The 16,547-nt window shown below is 53.0% G+C and carries 15 protein-coding genes; 7 read left to right on the top strand and 8 right to left on the bottom strand.

Annotation, left to right across the window (positions count from 1 at the left end; all coding sequences use genetic code 11):
- Positions 1 to 9 precede the first annotated feature (9 nt).
- The 4 genes from ABXS88_RS11285 to ABXS88_RS11270 are packed head-to-tail and all read right to left on the bottom strand — an operon-like array spanning position 10 to position 3,847.
- The gene (locus tag ABXS88_RS11285; RefSeq protein ID WP_353672148.1) at positions 10 to 624 is read right to left on the bottom strand and encodes a DUF2231 domain-containing protein; all 615 of its coding nucleotides are present in this window, start codon (positions 622 to 624) and stop codon (positions 10 to 12) included.
- Positions 621 to 1,109, bottom strand: a complete 489-nt coding sequence (locus tag ABXS88_RS11280) for a DUF2231 domain-containing protein (RefSeq protein WP_353672147.1) — start codon at positions 1,107 to 1,109, stop codon at positions 621 to 623. Before ABXS88_RS11280 ends, ABXS88_RS11285 begins: the two co-directional genes overlap by 4 nt.
- 3 nt (positions 1,110 to 1,112) lie before the next feature.
- The gene (locus ABXS88_RS11275) at positions 1,113 to 2,570 is read right to left on the bottom strand and encodes an NAD(P)/FAD-dependent oxidoreductase (RefSeq protein ID WP_353672146.1); all 1,458 of its coding nucleotides are present in this window, start codon (positions 2,568 to 2,570) and stop codon (positions 1,113 to 1,115) included.
- 53 nt (positions 2,571 to 2,623) lie between these two features.
- On the bottom strand, positions 2,624 to 3,847 hold the full coding sequence (locus ABXS88_RS11270) for a HAMP domain-containing sensor histidine kinase (protein WP_353672145.1): 1,224 nt from the start codon (positions 3,845 to 3,847) through the stop codon (positions 2,624 to 2,626).
- 322 nt (positions 3,848 to 4,169) lie between these two features.
- Between ABXS88_RS11270 and ABXS88_RS11265 the strand changes: the two genes are divergently transcribed.
- A complete protein-coding gene (locus ABXS88_RS11265) occupies positions 4,170 to 5,255 on the top strand; it encodes an aromatic ring-hydroxylating dioxygenase subunit alpha (protein ID WP_353672144.1) in 1,086 nt (361 codons plus the stop codon).
- On the opposite strand, the gene ABXS88_RS11260 is transcribed toward ABXS88_RS11265, so the two are convergent.
- Positions 5,230 to 5,784 (bottom strand): late competence development ComFB family protein, encoded by a 555-nt coding sequence (locus ABXS88_RS11260; protein ID WP_353672143.1) that lies wholly within the window; start codon positions 5,782 to 5,784, stop codon positions 5,230 to 5,232. The genes ABXS88_RS11265 and ABXS88_RS11260 overlap by 26 nt on opposite strands.
- Positions 5,785 to 6,085: 301 nt before the next feature.
- Here ABXS88_RS11260 and ABXS88_RS11255 point away from each other — a divergent pair, with 301 nt between their 5' ends.
- Complete coding sequence (locus tag ABXS88_RS11255) at positions 6,086 to 7,954, top strand: PP2C family serine/threonine-protein phosphatase (protein ID WP_353672142.1); 1,869 nt, start codon at positions 6,086 to 6,088, stop codon at positions 7,952 to 7,954.
- Between the two features lie 5 nt (positions 7,955 to 7,959).
- Positions 7,960 to 9,696 (top strand): 2-succinyl-5-enolpyruvyl-6-hydroxy-3-cyclohexene-1-carboxylic-acid synthase, encoded by a 1,737-nt coding sequence (gene menD / locus ABXS88_RS11250; protein WP_353672141.1) that lies wholly within the window; start codon positions 7,960 to 7,962, stop codon positions 9,694 to 9,696.
- On the opposite strand, the gene ABXS88_RS11245 is transcribed toward menD, so the two are convergent.
- Positions 9,683 to 10,483, bottom strand: coding sequence for a glutathione S-transferase family protein (locus ABXS88_RS11245; RefSeq protein WP_353672140.1), 801 nt, complete (start codon positions 10,481 to 10,483; stop codon positions 9,683 to 9,685). The genes menD and ABXS88_RS11245 overlap by 14 nt on opposite strands.
- Positions 10,484 to 10,673: 190 nt before the next feature.
- Between ABXS88_RS11245 and dapF the strand changes: the two genes are divergently transcribed.
- Positions 10,674 to 11,534: a diaminopimelate epimerase gene (dapF, locus tag ABXS88_RS11240; protein WP_353672139.1), complete on the top strand. Its 861-nt coding sequence runs from the start codon at positions 10,674 to 10,676 to the stop codon at positions 11,532 to 11,534.
- A gap of 22 nt (positions 11,535 to 11,556) precedes the next feature.
- Here the strand turns inward: dapF and ABXS88_RS11235 are convergent, their stop codons facing one another.
- On the bottom strand, positions 11,557 to 12,369 hold the full coding sequence (locus tag ABXS88_RS11235; protein ID WP_353674810.1) for an ABC transporter permease: 813 nt from the start codon (positions 12,367 to 12,369) through the stop codon (positions 11,557 to 11,559).
- A gap of 235 nt (positions 12,370 to 12,604) precedes the next feature.
- Between ABXS88_RS11235 and thrC the strand changes: the two genes are divergently transcribed.
- From thrC to ABXS88_RS11220, 3 genes are all read left to right on the top strand, one after another.
- Entirely contained in the window at positions 12,605 to 13,906 is a 1,302-nt protein-coding gene (thrC, locus tag ABXS88_RS11230) for a threonine synthase (protein ID WP_353672138.1), read from the top strand.
- Between the two features lie 57 nt (positions 13,907 to 13,963).
- Positions 13,964 to 14,239, top strand: a complete 276-nt coding sequence (locus ABXS88_RS11225; protein ID WP_353672137.1) for a MoaD/ThiS family protein — start codon at positions 13,964 to 13,966, stop codon at positions 14,237 to 14,239.
- Between the two features lie 79 nt (positions 14,240 to 14,318).
- A complete protein-coding gene (locus ABXS88_RS11220; protein WP_353672136.1) occupies positions 14,319 to 15,215 on the top strand; it encodes an alpha/beta fold hydrolase in 897 nt (298 codons plus the stop codon).
- Positions 15,216 to 15,364: 149 nt separating this feature from the next.
- Here ABXS88_RS11220 and ABXS88_RS11215 read toward each other — a convergent pair whose 3' ends face one another.
- Entirely contained in the window at positions 15,365 to 16,372 is a 1,008-nt protein-coding gene (locus ABXS88_RS11215; protein WP_353672135.1) for an adenosine kinase, read from the bottom strand.
- Positions 16,373 to 16,547 lie beyond the last annotated feature (175 nt).

The following is a 16,547-nucleotide window of genomic DNA, read 5'->3' as shown; positions in this document are numbered from 1 at the left end:
GCACTTCACCTACTGGAGAACTTGATTGGGATTTTGGCCCATCCGCAGGAGATGCGCCGCGGTATTATGCACACCAAACTCGGCCCCCAATTGGGCCCCCAGGGTGCCGTGCAGGGCCATATAGGCCATTAGGAATAGGCCGGCCATTAAATACCAACCATCTACCTGCTGGGGGTTGTCCTTGCGCCAAGCATAGCGGAGATAGCCCCGCCAAAGGGTCATGGCCACCATCATCGCTAGGAGGAGGACACCACCAACGCCATGGAGGAGCATCGTACTACCGGCCCCTAAGCCCCAATCACTGGTCTGGTTGCTGGGGGCTTGGGCCAGGAGGATTTCAAAAAAGCCCGCCGCGACGGTGAAAAACGTCACCAAGGACCCAGCGACGGCATTATACCAACCAACATCAAAGAAACTCTGGCGGCTAACAGGGATAGCAAAAGCCTTAAGAATGGGGCGTTCTAGAAAAAAGAAGGTGCCGGCAAAATCAAAAATCAGCGCAATAATAAACAGGCCTAAGGTCAAATGAACGAGGTTGGGATGGAGGGGAAAACGGTAGGGCAGGCCATTGGTGCCCAGTTCCAGGGCCAGTTGTTGCAGTTGGTCAATCAAGGAGGGATTCATTGCAATTTTCCTGCCTTGGTGGCCTCCACCACCGGTACACTATGGAGTCCAAAGACCCAATCCACCAGGGAGCCGAGGTAAATCTGTAGACAAATGAGGCACATCAGCACCGTCGCCGCTCCCAGGTAAAGCACCGAAAGCTTGAGGGGATTGCGTACTCGCAAGACGCCCCGCCAGGCCGTTAAGCCCACTAGTAGAGCCGATAGAGACCAACCATTGACCGTATGCCAATCCAGGGCCGGTTGGGCCGCTGGGTAGGGCAGGGCCAGGGCCGCCTCAAATTCCCCAAAGATGACAGCAAAAAAAATAGCAATGGAGGCCACCACCAGATTCCACCAACTCACTTCAAACCAATGGGGCCGGCGGGTGAGATAGCCGGTTAAATCGCAAAAATAGGCGAAAAAAACCATGGCAATCACAAAATGGACAATAATCGGATGCAGAGTGTCGGGATAGGGCAGATTTTGGTTATTTAAGCTAAACATGGGCTAGCGTGTCGGTGCAACAGGGGTAGGCAGGGGACGAAAGGGCTGACGTTCATTGCTAGGCGTTTGTAGGCCCAGAAACACCGCCACGAGAAAGACGATAGGAGCCGCAACGGCCAAAGTTTTGACCCAGCCCAGGGCCCGGCGGTCGGCTGCGGAGAGCCGCAGTTCTGCGACTGCTTGGGGAGACAGGGCCTGGGGCCGATGGTAACGATGGATGGTTTCTTCTTCTAGCCATTGGGTCGTTGCCTTGAAATTATGCAGAGGAGTAGGCAGAAGTTCTAGATAGGTGGCATTGCGGAGTAGGTCGCCCACCTTGCCGTGAATTTGGACTTTGTCGAAGAGATTAGCCACACCGTTGCCCAGGCCCAGTTTCATCAAAGTACCCCGTAGGGTGGGTTGAGCCGGTTTGAGGGGCCGGCCTTGGCTGAGGGCCTGGATATTATGGGCAATTACCGCGCCCTGCTGGTAGGCAATCTGGGCCAGAGCCGGTTGGGGTTGGCCCTGGACGGTAACGCAGTCCCCAGCGGCAAAGACATAATCAAAATCTGGTAATTGCAGGGTTTCTGTCACCAAGGGTTGGCCGTGGCGGTCGAGATTTTCGGGTCTGAGCTGGGTCGCAATCTCCTTTATCAGCGGATTCACGGCCGTTCCCGCTGTCCAGATGGTGGTGTGGGCCGGCAGGGATTGAATATCGGTCTCGCCCTTTTTTTGGTACTCCAGATGATCACCATAAACCGCCTTGACTCCGATGCCTAGCAAAAGTTCGACCGGAATCATGCGCTGGTGCAGGGCCGCCAGGGCCTCTTTTTTCAGGCGAGCATTGGCATCCCCGGCCAAAATGGAGTCGGCATGGTTGATCAAACAAAGGCGAATATCACGGATATCCCCCCCCATCTTGGCGTACCAACTGGGCAATAAATCTGCAAGGGTGGCCGCCATTTCAACCCCGGCAGGGCCGGCCCCCACGATGGCCACGGTCAAAAGCTGACGGCGGTGTTCTCGGTCGGTCGTTTGCTGGGCCTGGCGAAGTAAATCCTGGAGATGTTGCCGCAGGGCCAGGGCCTGCTCCCGTGAGCGGAAGGCAAAGGCGGTGGCTTCGGCCCCTTGAGTTCCTAAATAGCCTTGACTAGCTCCGACGGTGAGTACCAGATGGTTAAAGGCCTGGCGTTGGCCGCTGGCCAATTCTAATTGCCGCTGTTGTAAATCAATGCCCGTTACCCGGTCTTGAACAAAGGTGATGCGACTATGTTCGAGCAGGGTTTCGTATTGGGGACAGACAACAGATTCCGGTAATTCCCCCGTCAACAGTTCGTAGAGCATGGGCTTAAAGACAAACCGTTCCTGGGGATCCATCAGGAAAATGGGCTCTCCGTATTGGCGATGGCGCAGGTGCAGGGCCGTAAATAAACCGGCAAAACCGGCCCCCACAATAACCGTGGACTGAGACGCGTTTGACATAGGCCCTGGAGGTTAAACCCGTGGCAGGAGACACCGCCTATGATAGCCAAGGATTAGGCCTCAGACTCATCTGCTGAGCCTAAATTTTCTAGGGGAAGCTGGAGAGTAAAGCAACTCCCCTGGCCTGGGCAGGATTCTAGGTAAATATCGCCACCGTGCAACTGGGCCAACTTGCGGGATAGTACCAGGCCCAGACCTGTTCCTTTGGTCTGGCGGTTGAGGGGATGCTTGAGTTGCTTAAACGGTTGAAATAACTGGGCTTGGTCTGCTGCTTCAATGCCAATGCCGGTATCGATCACCGCCAAGGTTAAGAACTCCCCTTGTCGCTCAACCCGGAGCGTTACGCCTCCCTCCAGAGTAAATTTAATGGCGTTGGACAGCAGATTGAGTAGAATTTGCTTAACCCGCTTCTGATCCACTCGACAAAAATCCACCTCCGGGGCTATCTCAAGTTTAAGGTCTAGGCCCTTTTCCCTGGCATTAATTTGTACCATAGATAGGGCCGCCCAGCAGAGGTCTTCCACCGCCACCACTTCTAAAAAGAGTTCTTCCCGCCGAGCATCAATTTTAGCTAGGTCTAGAAAATCGTTGACGAGGGAAAGGAGATGCTCCCCCGAGAGTAGAATGCCTTGAACGTACTGTCGTTGCTTATCGTTGAGCGGCCCGTACAGTTCTTCCTTAAGCATTTTAGAAAACCCCAAGATTCCCGTCAGCGGTGTCCGGAGTTCGTGGTGTAGATGGGAGAGGTCTAAGGCCATCGTCCCCAGAGAGGCCGCTGGGGAGGATTGAGCTAGGGTATAGCCAAGGCTGTACTGTTCGACAATGATTTGAAGGGGCTGGAGTTGCTGTTGATGCCACATGGGAGGGCCGGGATGACCCAGACACATTCCCCCCAGGTACTGGCCCTGGTAAAGACAGGGAAGGAAGAGAAATGGTAAAGAATAGGTGTCCTGGTCAGCGGAGAAACCGAGAATCTCCGGGGGGTCGAAGTGAGCAAAGTAGGCCTGGCCCTGCTGGAAATCGGCTTGGTAGCCTTCAATCATTTCCTGACAAAAGCAAAGAAAAGATTTGCTGAGGGGAGCGCTGTAGCAATGGAGTTTCAATACTTGGGCCACTGGAAATTCCCAGAACCAGCCCTCTAGTCCAGGGATCAGCCAACGCAGGAGGGCCATAGTTTGCTGACGAAGCTGGCCCAAGGGACTCTCTTCTGTAGCCCCTCCGGCCCAGGTAATGACTAAATTCAGTTGAGGCTGGAACCGAGGAGAAGCGGATTTCACAGAGTAATGACCAAAGAAGAGAAGACTGGCAGAATGGATGGGGCTATGGGGATACTTATCCTAATATTGGACTAGTTAGATGGTATTGGATGGGAATGGCGCTCGACGCAACAGTCCGGTCTGATTATAGAGCGTGGCAGTTTTGGGAAGCCATAAAACCCTCTGGCTTTAACCCTACGGTTAGCGATGGATAATCTTAGTCATTTTCTCTTGGCCAAGATCCAGACTGCTGGCCCTCGCAGGGCTGATGTGGGAACTTAGACGATGGCTTTCGTATCTGCTAATGCTAGTCTAGATGGCATTTCCTGTTCCCCCCCTGCCTATGTCCGTGGTTTCGACAACTCGTTCCAGCAAGATCCCCCTGCGTGTCTGCCCCATTCATCTCGAGCATTGGTACGTTGTGGCCCAGAGTGGCGAAGTCCACCAACGGCCCCTCAGTGTCACCCTCTGGCACCAACCAATTGTACTGTTTCGGGATGCCCAGGGCCAAATTCAGGCCATCGAAGACCGCTGTCCCCACCGGCAGGTCAAATTGAGTGAAGGCAAGGTGGTAGGGAATCATCTAGAATGTGCTTACCATGGCTGGCAGTTTGATGGTACAGGCCACTGTGTAGAAATTCCGTATTTAACAGAACGACAGAAACGCCCCCAGTGTCGTTTGCGAACCTATCCCGTCCGCGAACTGGATGGCTTTATCTGGCTTTATCCCGGTGATCCTGAGCAACTTGCTCAGCAGGCTATTGAACCCATGGGCCTACCGGAATGGAAGCATTTGAACTATATTGCTAGTTTTACCACCATTGACTGCCAGGGCCATTTTTCCTTCCTAATCGAAAATCTGATGGATATGTACCATGGCCATCTCCACGATAACTACCAGGCCTGGGCCTCCGCCTCCCTCCAGCGTATCGAAGCGACTCCGGACTGCGTCCATGCCTACTACGAAGCCCAGAGCTACTACAGAATTGATAAAATCTGGTCGATTTCCCAGCTCTTTTTTCCGGCCCTGCGTCGTCTCCATCCTGAGCCCTTAACCGTCAGCTACCATTACCCCCACTGGGCCTCTAGTCTGGGGGAAGACTTCAAGATTTACTGTCTTTTTTGCCCCGTCAGTGAGACCCACACCCGCGCCTACTTGGTTCATTTCACCTCTCTCCAGGCCTTTCCTAACCTCCATAAACTGCCCGTCGCCTTTCGGCAATTTTTAAAAAACCGGCTCTTCGGTTCCGCCCGCAGACTGCTAGAGGGCCTGGTGGAGCAGGACGTGATGATGATCGAGCAAGAACAACAGGCCTATCTCCGTCATCCTGAGCAACGGAGCTACGAAGTTAACCCGGCCCTGGCCGCTGTGCAAAAACTAATCCGTCAACAGGCCCAAGGCGCTACCACAGGGTTGCATTCGAGTTAGTACGACGGGGATTGGGAGCTGGTGGTGGCGGTGGTACGTTACGCGTAAAAGAAGGTGGTGGCGTTGTTGCCTTACCCGTAGCTCGGTCAAAGGCTTTTTTAAGAACCCGTAGGCAATTTTCCCAATTCAAGGTCTGACCGGGATAGTCTAACAGGCCCCGTTCACTCAAAAGGGCCTGAATGCCATGGAGAACCTGAGCCGCTTCTTCATACTGGAGTTCCATTTCTGAAACAATGGGGGTGCAACTCCGGAGCGGGTCTCGCTCAACGGCGGCAATGGCACGACGAACGGCGGAGGTAATTTCTTCTTTGTATTTTTTACCCCCTTGGTATTCCTGTTGCCGTTGTCCTGTGGTGCTGGAGGCATAGAGGGGCGGCAGGCGATTAAGGGCGTAGGTGGCTACTTCAACAGTATTAAGGTATGATCTTAGATTCTGGGGATAAAACTTCAGTTGTTTCTCGATTTCTTGTTGTACCAAAGCCTCCATCACATTGATGTAGGTCTTCGCCGTTTGGGAGTTGGTTGTCATAGGAGTCTCATACCAAGGGAATCAAAGGACTTTGCCGGGGGATTGTCATCCATCCAAATAGTGTATTAGTTAATGTATTCAAAAAAGGGGAGAGATGATGGGAATTTCTGGGATGCCCCGTCAACCCGTCTAGGCTAGAGATCGGCGGATGCTCTATTTTTATCCTATCAATGTTATTCAAAATCGGTGGCTCTGAGTTAGATCACTTCACAAATGGTCTGGAAGCTTTCTGGCCCCCATCTATGCCCCCAAGGGCAATTTTCTCTAAAATTAACTTGACCTTGCTTTTGCGAAACTGCCCGTGGCCCCGATCTGCTGTCCGAATCCGCGCTGTCAAACCCCTAATCCCCTGAGTCACCAGCACTGCGAAACCTGTCAAACGCTGTTACTCAAGCGTTACCTCTGGGTCGTGGGAGACTGGATTAAAGCCTATCCGCTAGGCCAGATGATCGATGAACGCTACGAGCTAGTCCAACCGCGAATATTACTTGATACTCAACCAGCTTTATTGATAGATGGTCCGGAGGAAATTCCTGCCTACATTACGCCCTACCTTAAGCTGTTTCCCTATCGTTTACATGTCCCTCAAGTTTATGATTTTTTCCCTAGTACGGATGCAGAATTAGATCTCAGTCTCTGGTTTTTGGACTACGGCCCAATTCCCCTCAATGAACAGGGAGAACCGCTTTACCCTGAACTCTTGCCGGCCCTGACTAGTCAATGGATTACTGCTTCGCCCCTCCAACAACTCACTTGGCTCTGGCAAATGGCCCAGCTTTGGCATCCTTTCCAAGCCCAGGGGGTGGTGTCGAGTCTTCTCCAGCCAGAGTTTTTAAAGGTGAATGGGGCCCAGGTGCAACTCCGGGAACTCCAGGTAGATGAGCACCAATTCTATGAGCCCAAGCATTTAGCCTCAGTCTGGGGGCCACTCCTGCTCCAGGCCCACGCGGCCATTGCCGATTTTTGCCAGACGCTCCACCAACAGTTAGAGCAGGGCAAGATTCACCACGATGGGCAACTCCTGGATATTCTTGGGCAAGGGCTTGAGCAGTTGGCTAGTCAGTACCAGCACCATTACCAAATTTGTACGCGAACCGACCGGGGGCCAAACCGAGACCACAATGAGGACGCCTGCTATCCGCCGACTCAAGTGCTCCAGCAAGGTCAACAACTCCTTACAACTTTGACCATTGTCTGTGATGGCGTTGGGGGCCAGGAAGGAGGCGAAATTGCATCCCAGTGGGTTGTTGAACATTTACCCCTAGCTATTGCCAATCAACCCGAACTCGGCGGCAAGGCCCCCCATCGTCGCCTAGCGCCGCTCATCGAGACCTGTCTCAATCAGGTCAACGACCAACTCAACCAACGGAATAATCAAGAAAATCGCCAGGAACGGGAGCGGATGGGGACGACCCTGGTAATGAGCCTGGCCCAACAGCACCATCTTTACATCGTTAACGTGGGGGATTCCCGCTGTTACTGGATTACGCCCCAAAGCTGTCTCCAGGCGACGGTGGATGATGATCTGGCCTGTCGAGAAGTGCGTCTGGGCTATATGCTCTACCGCGATGCACTAAAACTGCCCCGTTCCGGTGCCTTGACCCAGGTGATTGGCCTGGACAGCTCTCAGCGTCTCCATCCTTCCATTCAACAAGTGGTAGTTCCCGAAAACTCTCTCTTTTTACTTTGCTCCGATGGCCTGTGTGATTTTTATCGCGTTGATCAGTACTGGCCTCGCTTACTAGCCCCTGTATTAAGTGGGGAAATGGACTTGCTCACTGCCGGAGATGCGTTAATTCAAATGGCCAACGAGGTCAACGGCCATGACAATGTCACCGTGGCCCTTGTTCACTGCCAAATTCAAGCACCGGAAACCTTCCAATCCCTGGCCTATCCTCACCCAGGCGTCAACAAAGTCGGGGATAAATCTACCCTTCCTCCCGTCGTTGTGGCAGAGTCCCCAGAGCCTCTCCCGGCTCTTCCGAGCTTGACCCTAACCCCTCCCTCTGTTCCCGCTTCTACACCGCAAAACTCGGTCTGGGCTTTAAGCCTTTCCGGTTTGGTCGGTCTACTACTGCTGTCCTGGTTCGTGGTCTTGGCTTTTCCGGATTTATTCTCCCGGCCGACGGACTCTCCTTCCCCTGCTCCCACCTTGCCGATTACGCCCTAGACGGAATGCTAGATTTTTCTAATGTCAATAGTCTTTGGTCTTCTGTCCTGGTAGAAACCCTGGTTAGTCTTGGCCTAAAGCTAGCGGTCGTCTGTCCGGGTTCTCGCTCTACGCCCCTCACCGTGGCCCTGGCCCGTCATCCCCAGCTAGAGGTGATTCCGATTCTTGATGAACGGTCGGCGGCCTTTTTTGCCTTGGGTCGGGCCAAACGCCTTCACGGGCCAGTGGTCTTGGTCTGTACATCGGGAACTGCGGCGGCCAATTTTTTCCCTGCCATCATTGAGGCCAAGGAAAGTCAAGTTCCCCTTTTGGTGTTAACGGCTGACCGCCCTCCCCACCTGCGCCATTGCCATGCGGGTCAGACCATTGATCAATTTAAGCTGTACGGTGCCTATCCCCAGTGGCAGACGGAACTCGCCCTGCCCAGTGCGGATTTAATGGCCCTGCAATACCTGCGCCAAACCCTGGCCTACGCCTGGGAACGAACTATCTATCCCCGCTCTGGCGTTGTTCACCTTAACTGCCCCTTCACTGAACCTTTGGCCCCGATTCCTGACCCCAGTATCCAGTCCCTCGGGCCGGCTTTTCCCCAGGCCAACTTTTTTCGCCATCTGTCATCCAAAACCGGGATGTCTGTCTCAGATTCCCTGATTGAGCTTCCCTCCTTGCCAGCAGGGGGCCTCATTGTTGCCGGCCTGTATCAAGGGCCAGAGCCAGAGACCTATGCCACCCTGATTGCTGATCTAGCCCAGGGCCTGAATTATCCCGTCCTGAGTGATGCCCTCTCGCCTCTCCGCCATCGATTTAGGGGAGATTATTCTTTAGTGACGGGCTACGATTTTATTTTGCGCTCTCCCTCAGCCCAAGCAGCATTACAACCGAGTTGTGTCCTACAAATTGGCGAACTTCCTACCAGCAAACAACTACGAAACTGGTTAAATAGTCTCGCGGTACCGCGCTACATCCTCGACCCGACGGGGGAAAATTTCGACCCCCTCCACGGCTCGGTTCGTTCCCTACGTTGCTCCCTACCGGCCTTGGTGGCCGCGCTACGCCCCCAGTTTTCTAACGTTCGGGCTGATAACTACCCCCAACAGTGGCAGGCCTACGAAGACCAGACTCAAGCCCTTCTGCACAAGGCCCTTCTGCATCGAGATACCCTGGCGGAAAGTAACCTGATGCCCCACTTAGCCCAGGGTTTACCACCCGAAACGGTACTGATGGTTGCCAACAGTATGCCGGTGCGGTACATGGAGTTTTTTTGGCCGAGGACTCAGCAAAAATATGAGATTTACTTTAATCGCGGGGCTAATGGCATTGATGGCACGCTTTCGACGGCCCTGGGCCTGGCCCATCGTGACTGGCCGACGGTGTTGCTCACCGGCGACCTTTCCCTGCTCCACGACAGCAATGGCTTTCTCCTAGGGCCCCTTTTCCAGGGGAGCTTAACCATTATTTTGGTGAATAACCAGGGAGGTGGCATCTTTGAAATGTTGCCCATTACTCAATTTTCCGAGGTTTTTGAGCGTTACTTTGCCACTCCCCAGGTTATCGATTTTGCTCAACTCTGTCGCACCTATGGCGTGGCCCATCACGTCATCGCTAGCCTCCCGGCCCTAGAGCAGGCCCTGGCTTTGGACTTTCCCCCCGGCATCCGAGTGTGGGAAATTGCCAGCAACCGTCGAGAGGAGGCCCAATGGCTACAGCAGTTAATGGGCCAGTTTGAGACTATTCAATGGTGATGGTAGTGGGATTACTACTTCCCTGGGCCGGCGTCGAAAAATCTCCCCCCGATTTGCGGTACTGCTGATACAGTCGGTCACGCCATTCAAAGAAGGGGGCATAGGCACTGTTGTCTCCCAGGCCAGGAATGCCTTTGCCCTTCAGGCCCTGGGGAATTTTCAGGTAACCATCTCCCGGAAATTTGAGGATCATGCTCAGTCCAGCTACAGCCAAGTCCGCCAAGGTGGGATGGTCGGTGACCAAATAGGGTTGATGCTGCAAAATTAGGGTCAGGGCCTCTAGATCCTGATGTAATCCCCGCAGGGCCTCCTTGACGGCTTCTCCCCCAAAACCAATGCCGGTTCCCAACAAGTCGAGCATATCCCCAGGCACAGCGCTGACTAAATTCTTAAGCAATCCGGGTGTTTCCTTGGGTAAAAGGGACGTCCGAAACTGGGGATTCTGGTTCAAGGCCCCAATAAAGGCAGTCCGTCCTTTTAAACCAATGGATTCATCGGCCCATTCTTCCATCAATAAACAGCGGCCCCGCAGTACCGGATCCGTGGGAATTAACGGTTTTTCGGGAAACTTGCGGTCGAGGTAGAGGGCAATTTCCGTAGAGTCGGCGATAATCGTGTCGCCATCCTTGAGCACGGGAACCTTGGCCTGGCCCGATAGGCGAAACAGTTCAAACTGGCCAACCCCTGGTACGACTTCAATTTTGCGATAGTCCAGGCCTTTGTAGTCGAGGATCAGACGAATTTTTTCAGAGTACTGGGATAGTTCAAATTGATAAAGCTCTAACATCTTCTAGATTTCCCCAATGGTCGGACAGCAACGGCGTGAATCCCTTGGGCGGGAAACGTAACAGAACTTAACATAGCATGGCCCTGCTGTCTTGGGGACGGCCCGTGATACAACACAAGAAGGGGACTCCAGCCAGATATCCGGGGGAGTCGAGACCCACATTTTCTATCACCCAGCTGGAATAACGCTCATGGCACAACCCTTCACCAAATACCAAGGCCTCGGCAATGACTTTATCTTGATCGACAATCGCCATCACGACGAACCGATCATCTCCCCGGCAACGGCGGTGCAATGGTGCGACCGGCATTTTGGCATTGGGGCCGATGGGGTGATTTTCGCCCTGCCGGGCCAAGGGGATACGGACTACACCATGCGGATCTTTAACTCAGATGGTTCCGAACCGGAAATGTGCGGCAACGGCATTCGTTGTTTGGCCCATTTTTTGGCCGAGCTAGAGGGCCAGGTAACCCCCGGCAAAACCTATCGCATCCACACCTTGGCTGGGGTGATTTCGCCTCAATTAACCCCCGAGGGCCAGGTCAGAGTCGATATGGGGGAACCGCAACTCCTGGCCCAGCAAATTCCGACGACCCTAGGCCAGCCGGGGGAAAAAGTCATTGAGTCTCCCCTCACGGTTGCGGAACAAGCCTGGCCCGTCACCTGTGTCAGCATGGGCAACCCCCACTGTATTACCTTTGTTCCAGATACGGCTGCTATTCCCCTCGCCCAGATTGGCCCTTTGTTTGAGCATCATCCGGTCTTTCCTCAACGAACCAATACGGAATTTATTCAAGTGCTGGCCCCGGACTACCTCAAAATGCGGGTCTGGGAACGGGGGGCCGGCATTACCCTGGCCTGTGGGACGGGGGCCTGTGCCTCCGTGGTGGCAGCGGTGCTGACGGGGCGGAGTGAACGGCGCTGTACGGTGGAGTTACCCGGTGGTTGCCTGGACATTGAATGGTCGATGGCGGATGGCCGGGTATATATGACAGGGCCAGCTCAGCCTGTTTTCCAGGGTCTCATCGAAGTAGGCTCAACTACTGTTTAGACTCTAAGGCAAAAATCTCGTCTTAGCGTTGTTGGCGGAGGCGGGGATTGAGGAGTTCACTCACCCCTTCGCCAATGAAAGAAATGCCCACGACTAGAGTAGTTAGAAACAGGCCTGGAAATAGGGTTGTCCACCAAATGCCTGTGGACAGATCCGGTAGGGCCTCTTTCAGATCATGGCCCCATTCCGGTAGTTCCTCTGGTAGCCCCAAACCCAGGAAACCCAGGCCTCCTAGGATCAAAATGGCATCAGCGGCATTGAGGGTAAATAGCACGGGGACACTCTGGATGACGTTACCGAAGAGATAGCGAGATAAAACACGGCGGGGACTGGCCCCCATGGCCCTAGCGGCTTCGATAAACAATTCGGTTTTAACACTGGTCGTGTGGTTGCGCACCAGGCGATAGTACTGGGGAATGTAGGTAATACTCACGGCTACCGCCACATTGAGCAGGCCCCGGCCCAGGATGAAGGCCAGGGTAATGGACAACAGTAAACCGGGCAGAGTATACAGCGTGTCCATCAAAAACAGTAAGCACTTATCAACCTTTCCGCCTAGGTAACCGCTGATCATCCCCAAGGGAACGCCGATCACCAGGGATAGGGTTGTGGCCAAAATCACCACTTGCAGGGCCGCCTGCGTTCCAAACAACGTACGAGAAAAGACATCATAGCCGCGCACATTAGTGCCAAACCAATGGCTAGGACTTGGAGCCTCTAGGGGCAGACTACTCAGAATATCTTGGGGGTCGGCAATCAGGTGCAGGGCCTGGAAAAGGGGGGCCAGAACCGCCATCAGCACAAATCCCCCCGTCAGGATCAGCCCGGTCAGCATCAGGCGCTGGGACAAACTGGGACGGAGGGCGGAGATCAGTGGTAAGCGAAACGTCGTCACGGCGGCGGTTGATTAAGCAAGGGATTGCCGGCCATTGTATCGGCAAGCGCCCCGGTTGTCCGGTTAACAAGTGCAAAAAGATTAATCCCGACTATTTTTGTCGGGTATATTTGACGACCCTTTTGCCCCGTGTTAGGATTCTGCAAGACCCATGGAGAAAAGGATTTTTCTTGTCATGACCGTAGCAACACAAACAACCCCAACTTTTACCTCTGCCTGCACCAAACTGGTTTCCAAGGAAGGCGGCACCGAATATCCCCTCAAGGCCATTCACATCTGTGAAGAAACCTTTGCGCCCCTGGAAGTAGCCTACGACTACGACCTGATTCGTCGCCACGTTACCCGTGAAACCATCCAAGCCGGCCCCAACTCCATCTGGCGCTACCGGGCCTTTTTGCCCGTCGAAGGCAATGACCTGATCGATGTGGGTACCGGCATGACCCCCTTGGTCAAATCCCATCGTTTAGCCCGCCGTCTGGGCCTGAAAAATCTCTACATCAAAAACGATGCGGTCAATATGCCCACCCTGAGCTTTAAAGACCGGGTAGTTTCCGTTGCCTTAACGCGGGCGCGGGAATTGGGTTTCACCACCGTTTCCTGTGCGAGTACGGGGAACTTGGCCAACTCGACGGCGGCCATTGCAGCCCATGCCGGTCTTGATTGCTGTGTCTTCATTCCAGCGGATCTCGAAGCCGGTAAAATCCTGGGAACCCTTATCTACAACCCGACGGTGATGGCCGTCAAAGGCAACTACGACCAAGTCAACCGCCTCTGTTGTGAAGTTGGTAACACCTATGGCTGGGGCTTTGTCAACATTAACCTGCGGCCCTACTACTCCGAAGGCTCCAAAACCCTGGGCTTTGAAGTTGCCGAGCAATTGGGCTGGAAACTCCCTGATCATGTGGTAGCCCCCTTGGCCTCCGGTTCTCTCTACACCAAAATCCACAAAGGCTTCCAAGAATTTATCAAAGTGGGCCTAGTGGAAGACAAAGCCGTGCGGTTCAGCGGTGCCCAGGCCGAAGGGTGTTCCCCCATCGCCACCGCCTTTAAGGAAGGTCGGGACTTCATTTCCCCTGTCAAACCCAACACCATTGCTAAATCTATTGCTATCGGTAATCCGGCGGATGGGGTCTATGCTCTAGAGCTGGCCCGTAAAACCAATGGTTATATCGAAAGTGTTACCGATGCTGAAATTGTGGAAGGCATCAAACTGTTGGCGGAAACGGAAGGCATCTTCACCGAAACCGCTGGCGGTACCACCATCGCAGTACTCAAAAAGCTGGTGGAAGCCGGTAAAATTGACCCGGAAGAAACCACCGTGGCCTACATCACCGGCAATGGTCTGAAAACCCAAGAAGCGGTGCAAGGCTACATCGGTGAACCCCTGGTGATTGACCCCAAACTCGATAGCTTCGAGCGGGCCCTGGAACGGTCTCGCACCCTAGAGCGCCTGGAATGGCAACAGGTTTTGGTTTAGGTTGAGCCCAATCCTTGATCCTTGATTTCAATTACGTTGTTAACTGTTTTGTAACCTATGGCCGTCAAAGTCCTAATTCCCACCCCCCTGCAAAAATTTACCAATGAGCAGGCCACCATCGAGTGCTCTGCCAGCAATGTAGGGGAACTGATCGAGTCCCTAGAAAACAATTGCCCCGGCATTAAGGCCCGCCTCTGTGATGAAGAGGGCAAACCCCGCCGCTTTCTTAACTTTTACGTCAACAGTGAGGATATTCGTTTCCTCGAAGGAACGGCCACGGCCCTCAGCGATGGCGATGAAGTCAGCATTGTCCCCGCCGTAGCGGGAGGCTAGGGACTCTCTCGACAAGTTTGTGTTGCTTTATAGGGGCTAGGACGCAGATTTCTAGCTCCTTTTCTGTTTGCAGTGGAGTATGACTTGGGATCTATACACTAAGGGAATTCTCTGGGGGCTATTAGCAGTCATTTTTGCCTATCTGGGAATGTCAGCGACCGCCGCCAGAAAACTGATTAAACCAATCAGGATATTTGATCCAAACAAAAGATTTGTTTTTGACGCTGAACCAGAGGATGTTTACATCTTGACATCAGATCATCAAAATATTGCTGGATGGTATCTTGAATCTAAATCATCAGATCAGGCTATTATCTTAGTACATGGTTTACATTCCAGTCGCACCCAAGAATTTGCAGGTCAATTTACTGAATTTGGGGCCGCGCTGAATCGACAGGGCTTTTCTATCCTGATGATAGATTTGCGAGGGCACGGGCAGAGTTCTGATGCCAAATTGACCTTTGGCTTGACTGAACGAAAAGATATTATTGCTGCAGCCCATTGGCTTAAACACAAGGGTTTCCGAGCTGGAAAAATTGGAGTTTTAGGCGTATCGATGGGATCGGCTTGTGTTATCGGAGCGGCTGCCGATACCCCAGATATTGCCGCTATTGTGATAGACAGCGGTTATGCAGAAGTTTACCCGATTATGCAAAAACATTGGCAATCGGCCTCGGGACTACCAGATGTCTTTTTACCTTCTGTAATGATATTTGGCCGTTTGCTTACTGGCTATGATCTGACATCATCGAAACCGGTGCAAGAAATTCACCACTTGTCCCCGCGACCGGTCTTGCTTATTCATAGTAAACTTGACCCCTATACCTCTGTTGACAATGCTTACCAGCTCAAAGCGGCATATCCCCCAGCAGAATACTGGGAGACCGATGCTCAAACACATCCCGAGAGTTATAATACAGACCCGAGATTATATGTAGATAAAGTTACTGATTTCTTCCGTCGTTGTTTGAAGTAGAAAATTTGTAAAAAGTCTATCACCTCTGCTGTTTGAAGTCATATCTATCCAGTGCATATCGTAGAGTTGAATGAGTAAAATCATTGCGTCCATTCTTTAACAATTGTGATATTCACACTCTCAAAAGAACAGCCACCATGCTCAATATATTAACCCCGGTCTTGCAGCACTTCTGTGGTAATTGCTTGGATCACCGAAGGTTCCAGGCGAGGGCCATAGCAAGTGACCACCTTAGCCGCTAGACGAGAGGCCAAGGTCGCGGCCTGTCCATAATCCCAACCCTGGGTCAGACCGTAGAGTAATCCGCCCGCATACATATCGCCGGCCCCTACGGTATCAATGGCCTGGACGGGCGTCGTCGGAATTTCTAAGAACTTCTCACCATCAAAAATGACGGAGCCTTGGGAGCCTTTGGTAATGGCAAAGCTTTTGGCCAGGGTCTTGCAGTAGGCGAGGGTTTCGTTAGAGTCCGGGGTTCCGGCCAGGGTCATGGCCTCAGATTCATTGGCAAAGAGTAAATCAACCCCAGAGCCAATCATTTCCAATAGGCCCTCTTTGAAATAGGTGGTCATGTTGGGGTCAGATAACGACAAGCTGGTTTTAACCCCGGCCGCCTCAGCGAGGGCCTTTGCTTCAATGGCGCAGGCTTTGGCGGTGGGAGAGGTCACCAAATAGCCTTCGATGTAGAGATAGTCGGAATCCTGGAGGGCCTCGGGGACTAATTCCGCCGTTGAAAGATGGGCCGTAATTCCCAAAAAGGTGTTCATGGTACGGTCAGCATCGGGGGTAATCAGCACCAGACATTTGCCGGTAATCCCCGGTTGGCGATCTCCGTTGTGGAGATTGGTCGTTAGGCCACAGGCCTGGAGGTCTGCGAGATAAAAAGTGCCAGCTTCATCCTGAGCTACTTTGCAGGAATAAAACCCCTTACCCCCCAGTTGTGCCAGGGCCACCATCGTATTGGCTGCTGACCCTCCACCGCTCTGCTTACAGCGTTGGGACTGGAGCTGGGCAATCAATTCATTTTCCCGTTGCTCATCCACTAAGGTCATCACGCCCTTGTCAATTCCCAGGGCTTCTAGCTGTTCCGGCGTGACGGTAAATTCCATATCCACCAGGGCATTTCCGATCCCATAGACGTGATAGCGGCGACTCATAGATTGCGTGATGTTAATAATTTTCAGAGTTATCTTACGCTGGCAGGGGCTCTGCTTCAAGCCGGGCGAACAAGAAGAAGGTGTGCCAATTCTATATTTTATGTATGACCGAGTATCAATGCTTAATACCAGGGGACTGGATAAGTGAGGAAGCTCAGGCTAGGATGAGGGCCAA

The organism is Synechocystis sp. LKSZ1, assembly GCF_040436315.1.
Lineage (GTDB): Bacteria > Cyanobacteriota > Cyanobacteriia > Cyanobacteriales > Microcystaceae > Synechocystis.
Note: the sequence above shows the minus strand (reverse complement) of the source record. Positions and strands in the feature narration are given on the sequence as shown.

Excerpts from the sequence above, each read along its gene's own strand:
- menD (WP_353672141.1), top strand. The coding sequence starts at position 7,960 with ATGCTAGATTTTTCTAATGTCAATAGTCTTTGGTCTTCTGTCCTGGTA.
- ABXS88_RS11260 (WP_353672143.1), bottom strand. The coding sequence starts at position 5,784 with ATGACAACCAACTCCCAAACGGCGAAGACCTACATCAATGTGATGGAG.
- dapF (WP_353672139.1), top strand. The coding sequence starts at position 10,674 with ATGGCACAACCCTTCACCAAATACCAAGGCCTCGGCAATGACTTTATC.
- ABXS88_RS11265 (WP_353672144.1), top strand. The coding sequence starts at position 4,170 with ATGTCCGTGGTTTCGACAACTCGTTCCAGCAAGATCCCCCTGCGTGTC.
- thrC (WP_353672138.1), top strand. The coding sequence starts at position 12,605 with ATGACCGTAGCAACACAAACAACCCCAACTTTTACCTCTGCCTGCACC.
- ABXS88_RS11245 (WP_353672140.1), bottom strand. The coding sequence starts at position 10,483 with ATGTTAGAGCTTTATCAATTTGAACTATCCCAGTACTCTGAAAAAATT.
- ABXS88_RS11285 (WP_353672148.1), bottom strand. The coding sequence starts at position 624 with ATGAATCCCTCCTTGATTGACCAACTGCAACAACTGGCCCTGGAACTG.
- ABXS88_RS11225 (WP_353672137.1), top strand. The coding sequence starts at position 13,964 with ATGGCCGTCAAAGTCCTAATTCCCACCCCCCTGCAAAAATTTACCAAT.
- ABXS88_RS11235 (WP_353674810.1), bottom strand. The coding sequence starts at position 12,369 with ATGCTGACCGGGCTGATCCTGACGGGGGGATTTGTGCTGATGGCGGTT.
- ABXS88_RS11220 (WP_353672136.1), top strand. The coding sequence starts at position 14,319 with ATGACTTGGGATCTATACACTAAGGGAATTCTCTGGGGGCTATTAGCA.
- ABXS88_RS11275 (WP_353672146.1), bottom strand. The coding sequence starts at position 2,570 with ATGTCAAACGCGTCTCAGTCCACGGTTATTGTGGGGGCCGGTTTTGCC.
- ABXS88_RS11280 (WP_353672147.1), bottom strand. The coding sequence starts at position 1,109 with ATGTTTAGCTTAAATAACCAAAATCTGCCCTATCCCGACACTCTGCAT.
- ABXS88_RS11215 (WP_353672135.1), bottom strand. The coding sequence starts at position 16,372 with ATGAGTCGCCGCTATCACGTCTATGGGATCGGAAATGCCCTGGTGGAT.